Origin of the sequence: Corynebacterium comes (assembly GCF_009734405.1) — a bacterium.
Classification (GTDB): domain Bacteria; phylum Actinomycetota; class Actinomycetes; order Mycobacteriales; family Mycobacteriaceae; genus Corynebacterium; species Corynebacterium comes.
In genome coordinates, this window is the sequence record NZ_CP046453.1 from 2,322,155 (window position 1) to 2,342,199 (window position 20,045).

The 20,045-nt window shown below is 66.5% G+C and carries 21 protein-coding genes; 8 read left to right on the forward strand and 13 right to left on the reverse strand.

Going from position 1 to position 20,045, the window contains the following annotated elements:
* The first annotated feature begins 216 nt into the window (after positions 1–216).
* A complete protein-coding gene (gene dusB / locus CETAM_RS11125; protein WP_156228907.1) occupies positions 217–1,362 on the forward strand; it encodes a tRNA dihydrouridine synthase DusB in 1,146 nt (381 codons plus the stop codon).
* A 63-nt stretch (positions 1,363–1,425) separates the two neighbouring features.
* Entirely contained in the window at positions 1,426–2,163 is a 738-nt protein-coding gene (gene phoU, locus CETAM_RS11130; RefSeq protein WP_156228908.1) for a phosphate signaling complex protein PhoU, read from the forward strand.
* Here phoU and CETAM_RS11135 read toward each other — a convergent pair.
* The 6 genes from CETAM_RS11135 to mshD form a co-directional block, all read right to left on the reverse strand.
* Positions 2,160–3,299, reverse strand: coding sequence for a cytochrome P450 (locus CETAM_RS11135; RefSeq protein ID WP_156228909.1), 1,140 nt, complete (start codon positions 3,297–3,299; stop codon positions 2,160–2,162). The genes phoU and CETAM_RS11135 overlap by 4 nt on opposite strands.
* Before the next feature lie 104 nt (positions 3,300–3,403).
* Positions 3,404–4,177, reverse strand: a complete 774-nt coding sequence (gene pstB, locus CETAM_RS13735) for a phosphate ABC transporter ATP-binding protein PstB (RefSeq protein ID WP_197085737.1) — start codon at positions 4,175–4,177, stop codon at positions 3,404–3,406.
* A gap of 45 nt (positions 4,178–4,222) precedes the next feature.
* Entirely contained in the window at positions 4,223–5,149 is a 927-nt protein-coding gene (pstA, locus tag CETAM_RS13740) for a phosphate ABC transporter permease PstA (RefSeq protein WP_197085738.1), read from the reverse strand.
* Positions 5,150–5,167: 18 nt separating this feature from the next.
* Positions 5,168–6,235, reverse strand: a complete 1,068-nt coding sequence (gene pstC / locus CETAM_RS11145; RefSeq protein WP_156228910.1) for a phosphate ABC transporter permease subunit PstC — start codon at positions 6,233–6,235, stop codon at positions 5,168–5,170.
* 189 nt (positions 6,236–6,424) lie between these two features.
* Positions 6,425–7,531 (reverse strand): phosphate ABC transporter substrate-binding protein PstS, encoded by a 1,107-nt coding sequence (pstS, locus tag CETAM_RS11150; protein WP_156228911.1) that lies wholly within the window; start codon positions 7,529–7,531, stop codon positions 6,425–6,427.
* Positions 7,532–7,857: 326 nt separating this feature from the next.
* Positions 7,858–8,748 carry a mycothiol synthase gene (mshD, locus tag CETAM_RS11155; RefSeq protein WP_156228912.1) on the reverse strand — a complete coding sequence of 297 codons (891 nt, stop codon included), beginning with the start codon at positions 8,746–8,748 and terminating at the stop codon, positions 7,858–7,860.
* 33 nt (positions 8,749–8,781) lie between these two features.
* On the opposite strand from mshD, the gene CETAM_RS11160 reads away from it, so the two are divergent.
* Positions 8,782–9,549: an LmeA family phospholipid-binding protein gene (locus CETAM_RS11160; RefSeq protein WP_156228913.1), complete on the forward strand. Its 768-nt coding sequence runs from the start codon at positions 8,782–8,784 to the stop codon at positions 9,547–9,549.
* Here CETAM_RS11160 and CETAM_RS11165 read toward each other — a convergent pair.
* Entirely contained in the window at positions 9,497–10,588 is a 1,092-nt protein-coding gene (locus CETAM_RS11165; protein ID WP_156228914.1) for a diacylglycerol/lipid kinase family protein, read from the reverse strand. The two genes, CETAM_RS11160 and CETAM_RS11165, sit on opposite strands and share 53 nt — an antisense overlap.
* A 40-nt stretch (positions 10,589–10,628) precedes the next feature.
* Between CETAM_RS11165 and CETAM_RS11170 the strand changes: the two genes are divergently transcribed.
* Positions 10,629–11,345, forward strand: a complete 717-nt coding sequence (locus tag CETAM_RS11170) for an FABP family protein (RefSeq protein WP_156228915.1) — start codon at positions 10,629–10,631, stop codon at positions 11,343–11,345.
* A 2-nt stretch (positions 11,346–11,347) separates the two neighbouring features.
* Here the strand turns inward: CETAM_RS11170 and CETAM_RS11175 are convergent, their stop codons facing one another.
* Positions 11,348–12,271 carry an aminodeoxychorismate lyase gene (locus tag CETAM_RS11175; protein WP_156228916.1) on the reverse strand — a complete coding sequence of 308 codons (924 nt, stop codon included), beginning with the start codon at positions 12,269–12,271 and terminating at the stop codon, positions 11,348–11,350.
* A 45-nt stretch (positions 12,272–12,316) separates the two neighbouring features.
* On the opposite strand from CETAM_RS11175, the gene ygfZ reads away from it, so the two are divergent.
* Both ygfZ and CETAM_RS11185 read left to right on the forward strand, forming a co-directional pair.
* Positions 12,317–13,408, forward strand: coding sequence for a CAF17-like 4Fe-4S cluster assembly/insertion protein YgfZ (gene ygfZ / locus CETAM_RS11180; protein WP_156229497.1), 1,092 nt, complete (start codon positions 12,317–12,319; stop codon positions 13,406–13,408).
* 230 nt (positions 13,409–13,638) lie between these two features.
* Positions 13,639–13,878: a DUF3073 domain-containing protein gene (locus tag CETAM_RS11185; RefSeq protein ID WP_156228917.1), complete on the forward strand. Its 240-nt coding sequence runs from the start codon at positions 13,639–13,641 to the stop codon at positions 13,876–13,878.
* Between the two features lie 156 nt (positions 13,879–14,034).
* Here CETAM_RS11185 and purM read toward each other — a convergent pair whose 3' ends face one another.
* Genes purM through CETAM_RS11200 form a run of 3 tightly spaced genes read right to left on the reverse strand, consistent with a single transcriptional unit; the run spans position 14,035 to position 17,047 of the window.
* Entirely contained in the window at positions 14,035–15,105 is a 1,071-nt protein-coding gene (gene purM, locus CETAM_RS11190; RefSeq protein ID WP_156228918.1) for a phosphoribosylformylglycinamidine cyclo-ligase, read from the reverse strand.
* A 38-nt stretch (positions 15,106–15,143) separates the two neighbouring features.
* Positions 15,144–16,652, reverse strand: a complete 1,509-nt coding sequence (gene purF, locus CETAM_RS11195; RefSeq protein ID WP_156229498.1) for an amidophosphoribosyltransferase — start codon at positions 16,650–16,652, stop codon at positions 15,144–15,146.
* A gap of 35 nt (positions 16,653–16,687) precedes the next feature.
* Positions 16,688–17,047: a sterol carrier family protein gene (locus tag CETAM_RS11200; RefSeq protein ID WP_156228919.1), complete on the reverse strand. Its 360-nt coding sequence runs from the start codon at positions 17,045–17,047 to the stop codon at positions 16,688–16,690.
* A 70-nt stretch (positions 17,048–17,117) separates the two neighbouring features.
* Between CETAM_RS11200 and CETAM_RS11205 the strand changes: the two genes are divergently transcribed.
* Positions 17,118–18,110 carry an acyl-CoA thioesterase gene (locus CETAM_RS11205; protein ID WP_156228920.1) on the forward strand — a complete coding sequence of 331 codons (993 nt, stop codon included), beginning with the start codon at positions 17,118–17,120 and terminating at the stop codon, positions 18,108–18,110.
* 10 nt (positions 18,111–18,120) lie between these two features.
* Here CETAM_RS11205 and CETAM_RS11210 read toward each other — a convergent pair whose 3' ends face one another.
* Positions 18,121–18,798, reverse strand: coding sequence for a LysE family translocator (locus CETAM_RS11210; protein WP_156228921.1), 678 nt, complete (start codon positions 18,796–18,798; stop codon positions 18,121–18,123).
* A gap of 96 nt (positions 18,799–18,894) precedes the next feature.
* Between CETAM_RS11210 and CETAM_RS11215 the strand changes: the two genes are divergently transcribed.
* Complete coding sequence (locus CETAM_RS11215; RefSeq protein WP_156228922.1) at positions 18,895–19,347, forward strand: Lrp/AsnC family transcriptional regulator; 453 nt, start codon at positions 18,895–18,897, stop codon at positions 19,345–19,347.
* Here the strand turns inward: CETAM_RS11215 and trhA are convergent.
* Entirely contained in the window at positions 19,344–20,024 is a 681-nt protein-coding gene (gene trhA / locus CETAM_RS11220; RefSeq protein WP_231587476.1) for a PAQR family membrane homeostasis protein TrhA, read from the reverse strand. The two genes, CETAM_RS11215 and trhA, sit on opposite strands and share 4 nt — an antisense overlap.
* Positions 20,025–20,045 lie beyond the last annotated feature (21 nt).

Sequence of the window (20,045 nt, forward strand, 5' to 3'; positions counted from 1 at the left end):
GTCTGAATACGTGGTTGGCTGGCACCGACCCCGACCGATCAGTGTCGGTTCGGTTACATTCAAGCCGTTTAGTTACGGTGACCACATTAGCGGAGTTCGCGGGAACCCGTGGCAATGCGCGCACCTCCATTAATGGTACGTCACCAGCAGGAGGACCTGCGCCCGCCCATACGTCATGGTTTGGGCGCGACCACCCCCAGGGGGGACAATGAGGGGGTGACTGTGAAGATCGGATCCCTGACGCTGAATTCCCCCGTGATACTCGCCCCGATGGCGGGTGTCACCAACGTGGCGTTCCGCACCCTGTGCCGCGAACAGGAGATCGAGAGGACGGGCACCGTCTCCGGCCTCTACGTCTGCGAGATGATCACCGCCCGCGCCCTGGTCGAACGCAATGAGAAGACCCTCCACATGACCACCTTCGCCCCGGACGAGACCCCACGCAGCATGCAGCTGTACACGACAGATCCGGAGTACACGTACAAGGCCGCGAAGATGATCGTCGACGAGAACATGGCCGACCACATCGACATGAACTTCGGCTGCCCCGTCCCCAAGGTCACCAGGCGGGGCGGCGGCTCGGCCATCCCCTACAAGCGTCGCCTCTTCGGCAACATCGTCGCAGCCGCCGTCAAAGCCACAGAGGGCACCGACATCCCCGTGACCGTGAAGTTCCGCGTCGGCATCGACGACGAACACCACACGCATCTCGACGCCGGGCGCATCGCCGTCGAGGAGGGTGCGGCGGCCGTGACCCTCCACGCGCGCACCGCCGCCCAGCGCTATTCGGGTGCCGCCGACTGGTCGCAGATCACCCGCCTGGTCGAGCATCTGGACGGCTCCGGGATCCCGGTGCTGGGCAACGGCGACATCTTCGCCGCCGGCGACGCCCGCCGGATGATGGACGAGACCGGCTGCGACGGCGTCGTCGTCGGTCGCGGCTGTCTGGGCCGCCCCTGGCTCTTCGCCGAGCTCTCGGCCGAACTGCGCGGAGAGGCCCCACCCGCCGCACCCACCCTCGGCGAAGTGACCCGCATCATCATCCGTCACGCCGAACTCCTCGCCGAGCACGACGGCGAAACCCAGGCCTGCCGCGACCTGCGCAAGCACATGGGCTGGTACCTCCGCGGTTTCCCGGTCGGCGGGGAACTGCGCGCCAACCTGGCACGCATCACCACTCTCGCGGAACTGCGCGAGCAGCTCGCCCCGTGGGCGGACTCGGAGGTTGCCGCCGAAGGTTCCGACGACGCCCGCGGCCGCCAGGGCTCCCCCTCGAAGGTCACCCTCCCCGAGGGCTGGCTCGACGATCCGGAGGACGCCACCGTTCCCGTCGGCGCCGAGATCATGCACTCCGGCGGCTAGGTTCTCCGCCGTTCTTCGAGGCCGGGCAAGCATTGTGACGTAGCTCAACTTATGATGGTTCACATGCGTATCGCCTACCGTGAACATCTGGATAATTTCTCCCATGACCTCATCGTCATGTGCGACACCGTGCGCTCCATCATGTCCGACGCCTCCGAATCGCTGCTGACCGCCTCGCTCGAGCCGGCCGAGCACGCGCTGTCCACCGCCGACAAACTGGATGAGGTCCGCATCCGCTGCGAGGACCGCGCCGTCGAGCTGCTCGCCCTGGAAGGTCCCGTCGCACGCGATCTCCGGCAGGTCGTCTCCTCGATCTACATCGTCGAGGACTTCGCCCGGATGGGCGCGCTGGCCATGCACATCGCCAAGTCCGCACGTCGGCGCCACCCGGACCACGCACTCCCCCAGCCGCTGGTCGGCTATTTCCAGGAAATGGCCCGCCTGGTCAGTGAGATGGGCGACAAGACCCGCGACATCCTCGTCGATCCGAACGCCGACGTGGCACTCATTCTGAACGAGGACGACGACGCGGTCGATGACCTCCACGGCTACATCCTGACCATGCTCACTCAGCGGGACTGGCCCCACTCCACCCGCGCGGCAGTGGATGTCGCCCTCCTCGCGCGCTTCTACGAGCGCTACGCCGACCACTGCGTCAACGTGGCGGCCCGCATCGTCTACCTGAGTTCGGGTCTCAGCCAGGACGACTACATCGCGAAGAAGAAACGCGACAGCGCTGAGGCCGACATTGAGGCGCGCTTCGCCGAGCTGGAACGCCAGTTCGCCCGACGCGGAGACTAGACGCGTTCCAGTTCCACCGGGAGCGAGCGCCATCCGCCCACCGGATGCACGGCGCGGGTGGGCGGAGCCGCAGAAGGTGAAACCCGGGCCAGCGCGAGCAGTTCCTCCACCAGCGCCCGCAGCTCGAGGATGGACAGGGGCTTGCCCGGGCAGTAGTGGGGACCGGCCCCCCACACCAGGTTGTGGCCGGCGTTGCCCTCCGGATCGAAGCCGTCGGGCTCCGGGAACCTCACCGGATCCCGGTTCGCGGCCGTCCAGTGGATGCGCACACGCTGTCCGGCGGGCAGATCCACGCCTCCCACCGTCACCGGACAGTTGGTCACCCGGCGATTGGTGACGAACGGGTTGTCCTGCCGCAGCAGCTCATCAGCGATAGCGGTGAACTCGGTCCGGGAGACGCCCTCCCGCAGTCGTTCCTGCAGCGTCGGGTCGTGTGTCAGACCGTGCAGAATGACGCCGATGCTCAAGGCCATCGAACCGAGGTCACCGCCCGTCCAGTTGCGCAGGATGGAGACGATCTCCGGGAATTCGAGGTTCCGGCCCAGGCTGGTGTCGTGGACGAGCTCGCAGGTGACGTCGTCGAAGGCGGCCGGATCCTCCAGCCTGGGTCGGACCACCTCAGCGATGATCTCATCGAATGCCGCCGCCACTGCCGCCGTCCGATCGCGGTCGCCGGATCGCGTGGCGGCGAAATTCTCCACCACCCACCCGATGAGCTTCTCCTCCAGCTCGGTCGGCCAGCCCAGCCACGCCGTCATCGCCCGCACCGCGAAACGGGCCCCGATGTCGGACACCGCATCCACCTGCACGCTGTCCGCGCTGAACGTCTGGCTGACCACCTCGCGCGCGATGCGTCGGAAAGCAACCTCATGCTTATCCACGACCGCGGGGGCCAGATACGCGTCAATCAGCGCGCGGAAGCGCGCGTGTTCTTCCCCGTCGAGCCCGTTGGGCAGCTGCAGATGTGCGGAGACCCCGGAGCTGAACCGCTGCGGGTCGGTGGCGACCTCCACCGCTTCCGCATGCCCGGCCACCAGCACCTCCCCTGAGGATGTGTGCACGACCGGACACCGCGGGTAAGCGAGAAGCTCGTCTCCGAATTCGCGCGGATCCCGGCCACTCGGATCAACAGTCACGTCTTGTCCTCTTCCTCAGTCGGGGTATGTCCTTTCCCCAGAGTAGAGCGACGGGCCCCTGACGCGCAGTGCGTCAGGGGCCCGTCGTGCCAGGTGTAGCGGATTTATCCGAAACGACCGGCGATGTAGTCCTCGGTCTCCTTCTGGTCCGGGTTCTCGAAGATCTTCTTCGTGTCACCGAACTCGACGAGACGGCCGGGCCTGCCGGTGGCCTCGAGGGAGTAGAAGGCGGTCTTGTCGGACACACGGGCAGCCTGCTGCATGTTGTGGGTCACGATGACGATGGTGAACTCCTCCTTGAGCTCGTGAATGAGGTCCTCCACGGCCAGGGTCGAGATCGGGTCAAGAGCGGAGCAGGGCTCATCCATGAGGAGAACCTCCGGCTCGACCGCGATGGCGCGGGCGATGCACAGACGCTGCTGCTGGCCACCGGAGAGGCCGCCGCCCGGCTTGTCCAGACGGTCCTTGACCTCCTCCCAGAGGTTGGCGCCGCGCAGGGACTTCTCCGCGACCTCCTTGAGCTTCTTCTTGTTCCTCTCACCGGAGAGCTTCAGGCCGGCGACGACGTTGTCCTCGATGGACATGGTCGGGAACGGGTTGGCCTTCTGGAAGACCATTCCGATGGTGTTGCGCACGGCAACCGGGTCAACCTTCGATCCGTAGATGTCCTCCCCGTCAAGGAGGACCTCGCCGGTGACGTAGGCGCCGGGAATGACCTCATGCATGCGGTTGAGGGTACGGAGGACGGTGGACTTTCCGCAGCCGGACGGGCCGATGAAGGCGGTCACGGCCTGAGCCGGGACCTGCAGGTTGACGCTCTGGACGGCGTGGAAATCGCCGTAGAAAATGTCGACGTCGTTGAGTTCAAGCTTGGACATCAGTAACTCCTGTGTTCTGGTTTCTTCTTTTCGAAGGTGGCGAAGCTACTGCTTGACCGAGAACTTCGCTGAGATGAGTCGGGCGCCGATGTTGAGCAGCGCGATGATGAGGACCAGGGTGAGGGCTGCGCCCCACAGCTTGTCCAGGACGGCCGGAGAGGTTCCTGCCTTGTACATGTCGAGCATCATCAGCGGCAGGGAGGACTGCGGGCCGCTCATCGAGTCCCAGTTCATCGCCTGCGTGGAGCCCACGAGGATCAGCACCGGCGCGGACTCACCCATGACGCGGGCGATGGACAGCATGATTCCGGTGACGATGCCGGACAGCGCCGTCGGCAGGACGATCTTCGCGATGGTCTTCCACTTCGGCACACCCAGAGCATAGGAAGCCTCACGCAGGTCCATCGGAACGACGCGGAGCATTTCCTCGGTGTTACGGACGACCACGGGGACCATCAGCAGAACCAGCGACAGGGCGACGGCCATACCGGAACGCTCGAAGCCGAACAGGGTGATCCAGGTGGTGAAGATGAACAGCGCCGCGACGATGGAGGGGACACCGGTCAGGATGTCCACCATGAAGGTGGTGATGCGGCCGAGTCGGTTGCCGTTTGCGTATTCGACCAGGTAAATCGCGGTGAACAGGCCGATCGGGATGGACAGGACCGAGGCGACCATGGTCTGCATGACCGTGCCGACGATGGCGTGCAGGGCACCGCCACCGGGCGAGTGGTAGAGCACGCCCTGCTGGGAGCTGGTCCACCAGTCGGGGGTCAGGATCGGCGCGATGCCGCGGGACAGGACGGTCCAGAGGACCCACACCAGCGGGATCATCGCGATGAACATGGTGGCGTACACCAGGAACGTGGCCAGGGTGTTGGTTGACTTACGCCGGGAGGAGATGCCCGAGAAGACGCTCTCGGATTCCAGCCTGGCGGTCGCGGGTGCAAGGGAGCTGACGTTGTTGGTCATGATGTGTTTCTCCACCTTCTACTTCTTGGCCACGATTGCTCGGGCGATGGAGTTGACGACGAAGGTCAGGAGGAACAGCACCAGACCTGCGGCGATGTATGCGCCGGCGCGGATGTCATCGTTGAACTCGGGGGCGGCGTTCGCGATGGCGGTGGCGAATGTCGTGCCGCCGTCGAACAGGGAGAAGCGGAACGACGAGGACGGGGAGACGACCATGTAGAGAGCCATGGTCTCACCCAGCGCACGGCCGAGTCCCAGCATGGAGCCGGAGATGTAGCCGGAGAGACCGAAAGGCAGCACCGTCATGCGGACGACCTCCCAACGGGTGGCGCCCAGCGCGAGAGCGGCCTCGATCTGACCCCGCGGGGTCTGGATGAAGACCTCACGGGCGGTCGCGGCGATGACCGGGAGGATCATCACTGCCAGGACGATGCCACCCGTGAGGATGTTTCGACCCGTGGCGAAGGACGGGGAGTTGGAGTAGGTGGTGAACAGGAAGAATCCGCCGGCCCAGCTGTGCATCCAGATGTAGAAGTTGGACAGCGCAGGACCGAGGACCTGCCAACCCCACAGGCCGTAGACGATGGACGGCACGGCGGCGAGCATGTCGACCAGGTAACCGATCGGCTTGACCGCCCGCTTCGGCGCGTAGTTCGAGAGGAAGATCGCGATGCCGAGTGCAATCGGCATGGCGATGAGCAGCGCCACCACAGAGATGAGCACGGTCACCGCGAACAGGTTCGGGATACCGAACTGCATCGCCTCGGTGTTGGTGGTGTTCCAGGGGCCGGTGTAGGTGAAGAATCCGAGCAGACCCTCTGCGTTGCGGCTCAGCGACGGGACGGCGCGCCAGATGAGGAAGGCACCGATCGCGGCGATGAGGACGGTGATGAAGGTGGCGGATGCGGTGGACAGGTACTCGAAAATCCGGTCACCGGGACGCTTGACGCCACCGGACGTCTTAAGGCCTGAGTGATCCAGCGTGTTCGGCTGACGGGAGTTTCCGTTGGATGCCACGGAGTCGGCGATGACGGGCGTTCCGGCCTTGGTCACCTGCCCCTCTGCGGGCGGACGATTGCTTGCCATAAGGCACTGTTCCTTTGAAACTGAAGGGAGAGGATTGATGAATCACGGACCCGAATTCTGAACGTGACAGCGCCCCCGAATGCGACGATGCGCACGGGGGCTGCTTCATGTTTGACCGCTTCTACATTCTTGCGGTCCGGCCCCCTCCCCGGGTGATGGTGGTCACTCAGGGAAGACGCACTGCTCGTACTACTGGATAGCCTCGACGGCCTCAGCCAGACGCTCAGCGTGGACACCGGTGACCGGGATGTAACCCAGGTCGGCGAGACCCTGGTCCTGGGACTCCAGGGCGACGGTCAGGAAGTCCTTGACCATGGCGGAGGTGGTCTCGTCGTAGCCTGCGGAGCAGACGATCTCGTAGGTGGTGAGGATGAGCGGGTAGGAGCCCTCAGCATCGGAGGCGAAGAGAGCATCGGTGTCGACGACCATGTCGTGACCCTCGCTCGCGAACTCCAGGTTGTCCAGCGCGACACCGACGGAGTCAGTGTTCAGAGCGACCGGGCCGGCACCGAAGTCGAGGTTGGCGACGCCCAGGCCCTGCTGGGTGGCGAAGCCGGCCTCAACGTAGGTGATGCCGCCGTCGATGGCGGAAACCTGGGAGGCGACACCGTTGGAGCCGTTGGCACCCTCGCCCACTGCGGACGGGAAGACCTGACCCTCGGTCTCCCAGACGTCGCCTGCGGCTGCGCCGAGGAACTTCTGGAAGTTGTCGGTGGTGCCGGACTCGTCGGAGCGGTAGACGACGGAGATCGTGGTGTCCGGAAGCTCGACGCCCTCGTTCTCGGCGGCGATGGCCTCGTCGTTCCAGTTGGTGATCTCGCCCTTGAAGATCTTGGCGACGGTGTCGATGGAGAGGTTCAGCTCCTCGACGCCCTCCAGGTTGTAGGCGATGGCGACCGGGCCGATGACGAAGGGCAGGTGCCATGCGTCGTTGCCCTCGCAACGCTCTGCAGCCGGAGCAATCTGATCGTCCTTCAGCGGGGAGTCGGAGCCCGCGAAGGCGACCTGGCCACCGACGAAGTTGGTGCGGCCGGAGCCGGAGCCGGATGCGGTGTAGGCGAGGGTGGCGCCGGAAACGGCTTCCTGGTACTTCTGGCCGAAGTAGTCCATGGCGTTCTGCTGGGAAGAAGCACCCTCGCCCACGAGCTGGCCGGTGGTGCCCGACAGACCCTCAATGGCGGCTGCGGTGGTTTCGGTGGTGGAGCCGTTGTCGGAGTCGCCACAGGCGACCAGGGTGACGGAGCCGGCGGCGATGACGCCCAGGATGGCAGCGGTGCGCTTGAAGTTGCGGATCACAGGAGAACCTTTCCGATAAAAATCAGTAAGTAAGCGGGTCCGAGCAACGCGTGATACCTGTGAAGGTTGTCCACTCCGGCCAATTCTCAGCATTTTCACACCGAATTCCGACAGGGTTGTTGCTCATGACAGCTAAAGCTAGGGTGCGGAGATTAACCGTAGATGCTCGGTTTGGTAAACGCACCGTTAACAGTTGGCGATCATCCGGCGAACTTTCTCGGCTGACCGGGCGATTTGTAAGCCCTGTCACCCCTTTGAGAGTCCCCGATCACACTCGCAAGTCAGTTGTAACGCGGGTCCGGGACGGCCTCATCGCAGATAAATATTCAGACCTGCGACCACACCGCGTGCTCCTCCGAGATGCCGAATCCCAGGTTCTGGTACACCCGAACGGCCGGCACATTCTCAGCTTCCACATACAAGATCACCCGTTGCGCCCCCTTCCCCACCATGTGTGCCAGTCCCAGACGCAGCAGCGGGTCCCCCAGGCCGCGCCCACGGAACGCGGAGGCCAGACCCACCACGTAGACCTCGCCGAAGGCGGGCGTCTCCTCCGTGTGCCATTTCGTCCAGTGGAAACCCGCCATCACCGGCTCACCCACCGCCCACAGGAACAGGACGTCCTCCTCCGCGAACCAGTCGGCCTCCTGCGCCCGGGACAGTCGCTCACGGTCCCAACCACCCTGCTCGGGATGCCAGGAGAATGCCTCGTTGTTGGCCGACAGCCACGCCTCTTCCACCGCGTCCCGTCCGAAACGCTCGACGGATTCAACGAGGTCGAGCGCCTCGACGTCCCCCCGCGGCTCGAAGCGGGCCGCCTCCCGCAGCGCCTCCCCCTCCACCGCCATGACCAGCAGTCGGCGGGTCATGGTCCGGCCGTGTTTCTCCGCCAGTGAACGCGCGGCGGGCAGATTGCCGTGGGCCCACACGTCCCTTCCCTCCAGTTCAGAAAGAAGTGCGGTCGCCACTCCCCGCCTGCGCGCCCCGGGGGCGACGACCAGCTCGCATGAGGCGTCGTCACACGCCGCCAGGCCGAGGAGCCGCTCACCGTCGAGAGCGAGGACATGTCGGTGACCCAGGCGGGCGTCGGTGATCCCGAGGACGAACTGCTCGGAGAAGGCGTCGACGCCGTCGGCGCGGGCGGCGTCGAGAAGCAGGGTCCGGGCGCCGTCAACGAGATCGGGGCGAGTGGGCAGGTCACAGGGCTCTATCTTCATGCTCCCCACACTAACGCTGGTACACATATAGAGGTGTACGTTCCCCGTCTGCCACTCATCCTCCTCACCGTTCTCGCGGTCCTGTTCGGGGGCGGCTGGCTGGCCGACAGCATCGCCGCCTCCAGGGTTGAGCGGCACATTTCCGCGGCCGTCGAGAAGCAGTCCGGCCTCGAGGTCAGCCCCCGCGTCAATGTCGGGGGCGTGCCCTACCTGGCGGCGCTCGTGACCGGGGAGATCCCGACGGTGAGCGTGCATGCGCTCGACGTCGACGTCGCCGGACTCGGGATGGTCAACGCACAGACGGAACTCAACAAGATCACGGTCACCCGCGAGCAGGTCCTCAGCGGCGAGATCGCCGGATCGCCGGCGTCCTCCTTCACGCGGACCATCCGTCTGGACGGCGTGGCCCTCGGGCGGCTGCTGGGCATCACGGACCTGGACATCGCCAACCCCTACGACATCTCGCCCGCCGGTGGCGCCGCGGCCGAAGCACAACTCACCGGAACACCCTTCAATCGACGTGAACCGTCGACCGTCATCGTGGACCTACGCCTGGTGGGCGACGAGTTCCACATGACCCCCCGGGAGCTTATCGACGCCCCCGCGGACCTCTCCCCCGCCGAGGCCGACGCCATCCGCGCGGCCTTCGCCTTCACCCTGAACACCAGGACGCTGCCGCTCGCGGGGCGTGCCAGCAGAGTGAACATGTCCGGCGGCTCCATCTTCTTCGAGGCGGAACGCCACAACGTCACCGTTCGCCTGGCCGACCTCTCCCCCGTCGACGCGTCCGGTACAGGGTGAGTGATCCGAGGATGCGGACGCTGTCCCGCAGCACCTTCCACCTCGTCCTGGTCACGGGGTAGGCCTGCTTCGGGGCGAACACCTCGATCGCGTTCGGGCGACTGCCCAGCACGGCCTCGGCGAACTCCCCCAGGTACTCCCCGTCCGCCTGGAAACCCTGCGGCCGCCGGCACCTCAGCTCCACATCGGCGGCGTCGTCGAACTGCACCGTCCGCCCCCTGATCCAGTCCTCGAAGAAAGTCCGGTGCCCGAAACCGATCAGGTGCAGCATGCTCGCCACACCCCGCACCCCCCGCAGGCTGGTCAGCCCGAAGAGCCCCAGCCCCTGATCGAAACTGTTGCGCGGGTTGGTCACCACCGGCAGCGGCCCGAGAAAAGTCCACGGGTTGGTGTTCGAGGCCACGAAGAGGGGAACATCCCGCAACTGCAGTTCCCGCCCGTCGGCGCCGACCGCGTGCACGTCGATGCGCGGCGGGTCGCGCCGCGCCCTCGCCCACACCAGCAGCGACACCCGGAGGTAGCGCAGGGGCGTGGCTGCGAATCCGTGCTGCCGCGCATCATGCACCCGGGCGATGACGTCAGCGTCCATCCCGAAACCCGCATTGACCGCGAACCACCGGTCGTTCCACGTGCCCAGACAGATCGTGCGACGCAGATCCGCCCGCAGCAGCTCCGCAAGCCTCTTCGTCGACGCCACCGGGTCCGGCGGAAATCCCAGCGCCCGGGCGAACACATTGGCGGATCCCGTCGGAATCACCGCCAGGACCGGCAGCTCCCGCGGGTCCCGGGTCTGCCCACCCACCGGCCCGAGCAGACCGTTGACCGCCTCGTGGACCGTGCCGTCTCCGCCCACCACCACCACCGCATCCCAGTCCTGCCTGGTCAGACCCCTGCAGATCTCCTCGGCATGCCCGGAATGATGGGTGAAGCGTCCTGTGAGGCGAAGTCCCTTGACCGAGCGCAGCAGCGGGATGATCCGGCGGAAAAGGCGGTCGCTCTGGCTGGTCGAGTTCGGGTTCGCTATCAACAGGACGCGCACGATATACCAGCCTAGCCTGACGGATACTAAGGTGGTGGCCATGACTCAGGACCCGAAGAACACCCCCTCCGACACCCCCGGCGACGCCGCAGCCGCCGCGTCCGCCGCCGACTCCGCCGCCACCTCCGGCCAACAGCCGGGCCTGAGCGGCAGCGACGCCGTCAACCTCGCGGCAGAGCAGTCCAAGAGCACGGCACATCGCAACATCCCGCCGCTGAGCCTGGGCGATCTGCCCCTGCCCGACGACACCGCCAACCTGCGCCACGGCCCGAACATCCACGACGGCCTGCTCGCATTCCTGCCCCTGGTCGGTGTCTGGCGCGGTCAGGGCCAGGCCGACACCGAGACCGGCGGGCAGTACGCCTTCGGACAGCAGATCATCTTCGCCCACGACGGGGAGAACTACCTCACCTACGAATCGCGCATCTGGAAGCTCGACGAGGAGGGCAACCCCGTCGGCCCGGACCACCGGGAATCCGGTTTCTGGCGGATCTCACCGTCCGACGAGATCGAGATCGTCTGCACCCACTCCACCGGCGTGGCCGAGATCTTCTACGGCGAGCCCGTCAACGAGCGAGCCTGGCAGGTTGAGTCCGGCTCCTGCATGGTCACGTCCACCGGGCCCGCCGGGCTGGGCCCCGGCAAGCGTCTCTACGGCCTCCTGCCGAACAACGACCTCGGCTGGGTGGACGAGCGACTGGTCGACGGGGCCATGAAGCCCCGGATGTCCGCACAGCTCACGCGCGTCGCAGGCTAGGACTACTCGGCGCCGAGCGCCGCATCGATGAGCTCACGCACCGCCTTCTCGTTGGCGGGGGCCGGCAGCCTGTGGCCGTTGATCTCGGTGACGCGCGCCGCGCCCCGCACAGAGGAGACGAGCCAGACGGACTCGGCGTCGAGAAGCCGTTGCACCGTCATGTCCTTGGCCTTGCAGCGCCAGCCGTGCGCGTTGGCGTACTCGAACAGCGCGGCCTGGGTGGTGCCGGGCAGGACTTCGCCGCCCGGGACGGGCGTGCGGATCCGCTTGTCCCCGCGCACGGTGATGACCGTCGAGGTGGCCCCCTCCAGCACCCGGCCGGTGCGGGGATCGACGTAGATGACGTCATCGAAACCCTGCGAGCGGGCGTAGCGCAGGGCCGCCATGTTCGCGGCGTAGTTGAGGGTCTTCGCACCCACCGTCAGCCAGGGGGCGGGCTCCGGGGAACCACCCTCCGTGGCCTCATCCACTCCCGGCAGAGAGGTGTCGATGGTGAAGCCGCGCGGGGAGGTCATCACCTTCACGCCCTTCAGGCGTTGCCGCAGCACTTTTTCGCCGATCGGGGAGAGCGTGACCCATGCGCTGGGGCGCCCGGTGGATTCCCTGCCGCGGGTATAGGTCCACACGCACTTCGCATCATCGTCGGTCAACCCGGCCCACTCCTCCACCGCCTGACGGGTCGCGTCGATCCAGTCCCCGATGTTGAGGTCCGGCAGCTCCAGCAGCCGTGCGGAAGCCTGGAACCGGTCCACGTGTCGCTGCAGGTTCGCGGGATGGCCGTCGCGGATCAACAGCGTCTCAAACACGCCGTCTCCGCGGGTGACCGCCGCGTCGTCCCAGTAGATCAACGGAAGGGCCGGGTTGTGGCGGCGGATCGAGCCGCCGTAGGGCTCGACAACGTAGATGATGGGGGAGGTGGAGTCCATATCCTTGCATTATGCCCCGTTGGGCGGGCTACCATCGGGTGTGTGATCTCCCCAACCTCTTCCGATGTGCCCACGTACCGTTCCCCCCTGCTCGACCGGCCAGGTGCCGCAGAGGCACAGGGGCCTGATGCCGCCGTGGACGCCACCGGCGTGGCCTGGCATTACGGTGATCCCCTGGGTGAACAGCGGGCTGCTCACGGTGGCGTGATCGCGGTGGACCGCTCCCACCGGAAGGTCATCCGCGTATCCGGGCCGGATGCCCCCGGTTTCCTCAACACCCTGCTGTCCCAGAAGCTCGACGACGTCGCCTCCGGCTTCGCTGCCGCCGCCCTCGACCTGGACATCCAGGGGCGGATCCTCCATCACGCCGACGTCGTGCTCACCGACGACGCCTTCTACCTCGACCTCCCCGCCACCCAGGCGGTGACTTTCCTCGACTTCCTGCAGAAGATGGTGTTCTGGTCCCAGGTCGAGGTCGCCGAGGCGGAACTCGCCGTGCTCACCCTGCTTGGCGACGCCGAATTTCCCACCGTCGCCGCCGAGGCGACGCGTGACGTCCAGTGGGCGGGCATACCCCGCCGTGACCTGCTGGTGGAGCGTTCCACTCTGACGGACACCGTCGCCACGCTGGAGTCGGCCGGCGTGCGTCTGGCGGGCCTGATGGCGTTCACCGCCGAGCGGGTCCGCGCGCTGGAGCCGGAGAAGGCCACTGACCTCGACGACAAGTCCATCCCCCACGAGATCCCCACATTGATCGGCCGGGGTGACCTCCCGGGCGCCGTCCACCTGGAGAAGGGCTGTTACCGGGGCCAGGAGACGGTCGCACGTGTGGAGAACCTCGGTCGCTCACCGCGTGTGCTCGTCATGCTCCAGATCGACGGCTCCGCCCCCGAGGAACCCGAACCAGGTGCCGAGATCACCGGCCCCCAGGGTGGCCGTGCCCTCGGCCGAGTGGGCACCGTCGTCCACGACTGCGATTTCGGGCCGATCGCCCTCGCCCTGGTTCGTCGCAACGCCCTCGAGGGTCAGGAATTGTGCGTCGGATCAGTGTCGGTCATGGTTGATCCCTCGTCGCTTCCGGAGGAGCGTGGCGAGCAGGCCGGGCGCGCCGCCATCAACCGCCTCCGCGGCAACTAGAAACCGGGAATTGGTCGCGGGATTCACCCTCTCCCCCGACCACCCCCGGATTCGTCACAGTGATCTTGCGTTTTTCCCTATTTATGTCTCTTTTTCGCTGCTCAGCGGCACGGTGCGGCATTTTTCGGTCCGACGCGCTATTGTGTTCAACAGGAATACACACAGACGTAAAGCCGATGGGGCATCCGAATTCCCTGGATAGCCTTCACATACCTCAAGGGGGTCAGGCCATGGGACGCGGTCGCGCAAAGGCAAAGCAGACCAAGGTTGCACGCCAGCTTAAGTACAACACTCACGAGATGGATCTGGATTCTCTCCAGCGCGAGCTTGCCTCGCAGAGTCCTCGCCGTTCCTACGACGACACTGCAGCAGACGACGACGATGACGCCCAGTACGCCGATTACGCGAATTGGGCCGATGAGGACGAGGACGAGGAGAAACCGCAGGGCTCGCTCTACGCTGGACGCTAACTCCGACCAGGCGGCTGCCCCACACCTCAAGAACAACGGCGCGGTACCACCCCACTCCAGGGGCCGGTACCGCGCCGTTGTTCTTTTCCCGGACAGCTGGCCTCAAGCCGGGTTCACACGGCGGAGAGGACTCTCATGCCCTCTCCGCCGGGCGATTTAGTTGCCGGGGTGTGCGCCGTTGAGGGTCGCGCGCTTGTCGTCCTCAGCCCCGGCGGTACGGACGGTGCCGAGCTCCCAGGCGTCGATGTGGCGGGCGGTGAGCATGGCCAGGGCGCGGTCGCGGTCCTCCGGAGCCACGATGGCGACCATCCCGACGCCCATGTTGAAGGTCTTCTCCATCTCTTCACGCGAGACCTTGCCCAGATCGGCGATGGTGCGGAAGATCTGGCCCGGGGTCCATGTGGAACGGCTCATCTCGCCGACCAGGCCCTCGGGGATGATGCGCTCCATGTTGCCTGCCAAGCCACCACCGGTGACATGGCAGAAGGTGCGGACGTTGCACTCGGAGGCGAGCGCGAGGCAGTCCCTGGCGTAGATACGGGTCGGCTCGAGGAGCTCCTCGCCGAGGGTGCGGCCGAGTTCCTCGATATGTCCGTCGAGCGGCAGGCCGGCCTTCTCCAGGAGGACGTGGCGGGCCAGTGAGTAACCGTTGGAGTGGAGACCGGAGGAGGCCATGCCGATGATGATGTCGCCGGAGCGGACCAGGTGGGGGCCGAGGAGTTCCTCCGCCTCGACGACGCCGACTGCGGTGGCGGAGACGTCGTATGCCCCCGGGGCCATCAGGCCGGGGTGCTCGGCGGTCTCGCCGCCGAGAAGTGCACAGCCGGCCTGGATGCAGCCCTCGGCGATGCCGGCGACGATCTGGGCGACGTGCTCGGGCACGACCTTGCCGATGGCGATGTAGTCCTGGAGGAACAGCGGCTCAGCACCGCAGACGACGAGGTCGTCGACGCACATCGCGACGAGGTCGATGCCGATGGTGTCGTGCTTGTCCATTGCCTGGGCCACGGCGAGCTTGGTGCCCACGCCGTCGGAGCCTGCGGCCAGGAGGGGCTCCTTGTACTTGCCCAGCGCGAAGAGGCCGGCGAAGCCGCCGAGGCCGCCGCGGACCTCTGGCCGGGTGGCCTTCTTCGCCAGCGGGGCGAACAGCTCGACGGCGCGGTCGCCGGCCTCGATGTCCACTCCGGCTTCGGCGTAGGAGGCGCCCTGGTTGTCGGTCTCGGTCATGGGTTCTCAGTCTTTCTCTTCAGGAAGGTCAAGCAGATCTAGTTGGCCTGCATCTTGGCCACGAGGTCCGCGTTGGCACTGCCGGAGGGCAGGCCGAGCGGGTAGCTGCCGTCGAAGCAGGCGGTGCACAGCTGCTGGCGCGGCTGTTCGGTCGCCTCCACCATCTCATCAATCGAGACGAACCCGAGGGAGTCCGCGCCGATCGCGGTACAGATCGACTCTGTGAGGGCGTCACCGTTCTGGGTGTCCCCGGTACCTGCATTGGCGATGAGCTCGCCGGGGCTGGCGAAGTCGATGCCGTAGAAGCAGGGCCACTTCACCGGCGGGGAGGCGATCCGGACGTGGACCTCCGCCGCACCAGCCTCGCGGAGCATGCGGATCAGTGCGCGCTGGGTGTTGCCGCGGACGATGGAGTCGTCGACGACAATCAGCTTCTTGCCCGCGATGACCTCACGCAGCGGATTGAGCTTGAGACGGATGCCCAACTGCCGCAGGGTCTGGGAGGGCTGGATGAAGGTACGACCCACGTAGGCGTTCTTCACCAGGCCCTGTCCGAAGGGGATGCCGGATTCGCGGGCGTAGCCCACGGCGGCGGGGGTGCCGGAGTCCGGCACCGGGATGACCAGGTCACCGTCGGCGGGGAACTCCCGGGCCAGGCGGCGGCCGATCTCAATGCGCGTGGCATTGACGGAACGGCCGCGGATGTTGGTGTCGGGGCGTGCCAGGTAGACGAACTCGAAGACGCAGCCCTTGTGGGTGGTCTCCGCGAAGCGGGTGCTTCGCACGCCGCCGGCGTCGATGGCGACGAGCTCGCCGGGTTCGATCTCGCGCACGAAGGCGGCGCCGACGATGTCCAGTGCACAGGTCTCGGAAGCGACGACCCAGCCGCGGTCGAGCCGACCCAGGACGAGGGGACGCACGCCGTGGGGGTCACGGGCCGCGTAGAGGGTGCTCCCGTCGGTGAAGGTGAGGCAGAAGGCACCCTTGACCCGCGGGAGAAGCTCTCTCGCGGAGTCGAAGACGGTCCGCCCCTCGGTCACCGAGTCCGCGAGCAGCGCGGTGATGACGGCAGTGTCGGAGGAGGCGGCCTCGGCGTCGCGGAATTCCTTCAGGCCACGCTCGATGGCCTCTTCCTGGAGCTCGACGAAGTTGACCAGGTTGCCGTTGTGTCCGAGGGCCACGTCGGTGCCGTCGGGGGAGGTCCGGAACATCGGCTGGACGTTCTCCCACTTCTTGCCACCGGCGGTGGAATAGCGGGTGTGTCCGAGTGCGATGTCTCCGTGGAGCGCCCCGAGGGTCGCTTCGTCAAAGACCTGGGAGACTAGTCCCATGTCCTTGAACACCACTATGCGTTCGCCGTCGCCCACAGCGATGCCGGCGGCCTCCTGGCCGCGGTGCTGGAGGGCGAACAGCCCGAAATAGGTCAGTTTGGCGACTTCTTCGCCTGGGGCCCACACACCGAAGACTCCGCATTCCTCGCGGGGCTCGGTCTCACCACGGTCATCGAGACCGGTGAGTGGGGCGGATTCGGTCCGGGAACGGTCCATATTTGCCACGAGAAACACTCTAGTCCGTCAGGTCGTCACACACTAATGACCGGCAACCAGCGCCCCACCTCCGGCACCCGCGGGCCGGAGGCGTGGACGCGGCCGTCGGCGAGGGCGACGTCGAGAAGCAGTACTCCCGTGGCCAGCTGCAGCCATGTCAGCGGGTCTGTCTCGAAAACGTTGGGCGGGGTGCCGCGGGTGTGCGCGGGGCCGGCGATGCACTGCACCGCCACGAAAGGCGGGACCCGCACCTCCACCGTCTTACCGGGCGCATCCTGGGCGAGTTGGCGCACGGTACCCCGGACGGCGTCGGCGAGCACGGCGCGGCCCGGTTTCTCCACTCCCGCCGGGTCACGAACCCAGTCCATCACCGCGGCCACTGAAGAAATATCCATGACCGCACATTCTACTCAGGGTAATGTGAGCCGGTATCCCAGATAGTTCGCTCAAAGAAAGCTCGTCCGCATGTCGAACAATCATAAGTCCCCCAAGGTCACGCTCCGTTTCCTGGCCGCACCCACCGACGTCCTCATGGCCGGAAACCAGGGCGTCAGCGGCGGTCGCGTGCTCGAATGGATCGACAAGGCCGCCTACGCCTGTGCCGTCCAGTGGTCGAGCACCTACTGCGTCACCGCCTACGTCGGCCACATCCACTTCAACCGGCCGATCCCCTCCGGTCACATGGTGGAGGTCCGCTCACGCATCGCCATGACGGGGCGCTCCTCGATGCACATCGTCAACGAGGTCTACTCCGCCGACCCTCGCGAGGGCGTCTTCACCCGCGCCTGTGACTGCCTGGTCATTTTCGTGGCCAAAGACACCGCCACCGGAAAAACCCAGGCCGTTCCGGAGTTCATTCCCGCCAACGAGGAGGAGCGACGCGTCCTCGACGCAGCCCTCTCGCGCATCGGACTCCGCAAGGCCATCGAGGCGGAAATGGGGGAGCAGACCTACGACGGCCTCTCCGAGGCCCCTCGCCTGATCAACCGCTTCCTGGCCAAGCCCACCGACATCAACTGGGGCGGCAAGGTCCACGGCGGCACCGCCATGGAGTGGATCGACGAGGCAGGCGCGGCCTGCACCATGGAGTGGTCCGGCGAGCACACCGTCGCGGTGTACGCCGGCGGCATCCGCTTCTACCGCCCGATCAGCATCGGCGACCTCATCGAGGTCGACGCCCGCATGATGCGCACTGACTCCCGCTCCATGCAGATGAGCATTCATGTCCGGTCCGGCAACCCGCGGGGCGGCCGCGAGCACCTGCAGACCGCCATCCACGCCACCGTGACCTACCTGGCCATGGATGTCGACGGCAACGCCCTGCCCGCCCGCCAGTTCACTCCGCGCACCACCGAGGACGTCCGGCTCGCCGAGCACGCCAACACCCTGCGCGAGCTCCGCGCCGAGTATGCGCCCACGCCGCTGGTGCCGCAGAGCACCCCGGCGCACATCGATTAGCCGAGGTCCGTCACAGGAAGTGCTGGGCCAGCATCGCAGCCGCCACGACCATCATCGCCCCACCGGCCACGCCGGTGAGGATGCGTGAGGCCTGCGCCGAGCCCGCCAGCACCCTTCCCGCAAATATGCCGAGCAGGGCGTAGAAGCACGTCGCCGAGACGATGAACACCAGCCCGAGCACGAACATCTGGGCGGTGACCGGCCAGGCGGCCGGGGCAACGAACTGCGGCAGCAGCGCGATGAACAGCATCAGACCCTTCGGGTTGAGACCGCTCACTGCGGCGCCGGTGGCGATGATTCTCTTCCGCTTGTCGACGACCGCGTCCGTCCTCGTGAGCGTCGCCACTCCCCCGCCGCGGGGCTCCGCGGCCGGCGCCGTCTCCTCCACCGCAACGGCGACCTGCCCGCTCAGGGCCGCACGGACCATGGTCCAGCCGATCCGCAGGAGGACGATCACACCGAGGACGGTGACAATGCTCAGCAGTGCCGGATGCCGCGCCACCAACGCGCCGAGTCCGCCCGAGACGACGAAGGTCAGGCCGAGGTAGCCCAATCCGATACCGAGCAGGGGCCAGATGAGGGGGCGGCGCCGGAACGCGTGCCCGAGCACGAACGCCCAATCCGGGCCCGGGGTGACGATCAGCAGCAGGCTGACGGCCCAGAAGCTCAAGAGGTTCGCGATATCCATGCCACTGATGATGCCGCTGATCCTGCAGGTCAGAAACAGTTGCGCTTTTCATTCATCCCGGGGTGATGGGCGGCACCTTGTGGCAGAATCAGGCAGATGGACGCACTTGACCGCAAGATTCTGTCACTGATCCAGGACAATGCGCGGATCACGGCCGCGGAGCTGGCGCATCACACGGCGGCGTCGTCAAGCACCTGCCTGCGCCGCCTCCGGGCGTTGGAACGCGAGGGTGTGATCACCGGATTCCACACCCGGCTCGACCCGGCCACGGTGGGCTACGGCGTGCAGGTGATCGCGTTCATCACCCTGGACCAGGAGGACCGCGCGACCGTGGCCGCACTGGAGGACGGACTGGCGGCAATCCCCCAGGTGCTGTCGGCGGAACGGCTCTTCGGCGACCCGGACTTCCTCGTCCGCCTGGTCGCACATGACCTCGGGGACTACCAGCGGCTACGCGACGAGCACCTGAGCGAACTGCCCGGCGTCGCCCGGATCACCTCCACGCTGGTCATGCGGACCATTGTCGCCGACGGGCCGATTCCGCTCTAGGTCACCACCAGCCATACCGCGACCTGGTGCACCGCTGCCGCGATGATCGTGGCTGTGTGGAAGTGCTCGTGATAGCCGATGACACTGGCATCGCGGCCCGGCCAGCGGAACCCGTACATCAGTGCACCGAGCGAGTAGATGATGCCGCCGGTGAACAGCAGCCACACCACCGCCGGGCCGACCCCCGACCACAACTGCGGGATGAGGGGCACTATGAGCCAGCCCAGCGTGAGGTAGACGACCAGGGACAACCAACGGGGATGGTCGATCCACACGAGGTTGAGCACGATGCCGAGAGCTGCACCGGTCCAGGCCGAGACGAGCATCCAGGTCGCCTGCGTGGACTCCAGGGCGATGAGGCAGAACGGTGTGTACGTGGCGGCGATGAAGAACGCGATGGTGGCGTGATCCGCGCGGCGCCACCCTTCGACCGTGCGCTGACTACGCCAGTGGCCCAGATGGTAGGCGGCGGACACACCGAACAGGACGACGACCGACACCGCGTAGAGGGTCACCCCCAGGGCCTGCCACCAGACGATGCTCATCCACGCATAGGTGGACAGGACGGACCCGGCGACGACCGAGGCCAGTGCCGCGATGAAGTGGAACCAGCCGCGCGTGACCGGGCGTGGGCCACGGTCGAAGACCGTTCTGGTGATTGTGATGGTTTCTGCCACTGTCCACGACCTTCCGTTGCG